This window comes from Thiohalorhabdus sp. Cl-TMA, from assembly GCF_041821045.1.
GTDB lineage: Bacteria > Pseudomonadota > Gammaproteobacteria > Thiohalorhabdales > Thiohalorhabdaceae > Thiohalorhabdus > Thiohalorhabdus methylotropha.
The window spans coordinates 1-702 of the sequence record NZ_JBGUAW010000043.1 but is presented as its reverse complement, the minus strand read 5'-3'; the positions used below and the strand labels follow the sequence as shown (position 1 = coordinate 702).

At 62.3% G+C, this 702-nt stretch carries 1 protein-coding gene; it reads left to right on the top strand.

Features of this window, described 5'->3' with window-relative positions; genetic code table 11:
- Positions 1–92: 92 nt before the first annotated feature.
- Positions 93–702, top strand: a 610-nt coding sequence (locus tag ACERLL_RS17785) for a transposase family protein (RefSeq protein WP_474104453.1), incomplete at its 3' end; no start/stop codon positions are given.

The following is a 702-nucleotide window of genomic DNA, read 5'->3' as shown; positions in this document are numbered from 1 at the left end:
TGTAAGGACTCGGGTGATTGTCTCCCTCCCCGGAGCCTGATGTATTTTGAGGCGCGGTCGGTGATTGAATACCTACTGGAGGAGTTTGAGGCTTGAGCACGTCCCTCCATGACAACGCCACCACCACGCCTCGGATTCGGCGCTACATCCAGGAATCCGACAAGGGCACCACCCAGCTGGCCCGGGAGCTTGGCCTGTCCGAAACCACGGTCCGCAAATGGAAGCGGCGCCAGACAGTGGAAGACGGCTCCCATATGCCGCACCGGATTCCGACAACCATGGCCCCGGAGACCGAGGCCATCCTCGTGGAGCTGCGGGAGCTGTTCCTGCTGCCCGTAGATGACCTGCTCCGAGTGGGCCGGGACTTCCTGGACTCGAGCCTGTCCCGGGCGGCCCTGCTGCGCTGCCTGAAGCGCAACCAAGTCAATGACCTGAAGGGGCTGCGGCTCCAGCAGCTTGGGGAATCGGAGGAAACCACCAAGCGCCGCAAGACCTTCAAGGACTATGAGCCGGGCTTTGTCCACGTCGACATCAAGTATCTTCCCCAGCTGCCCGAGGAATCCGAACGGTGCTATCTATTTGTAGCCATCGACCGGGCTAGCAAGTGGGTCTACTTCGAGATCCGGGACGACCGCAAAGCGGCGACGGCACGCTCCTTCGTGAGCAATCTGGTCCGGCGGGCGCCGTTCCGGCTTACCCACC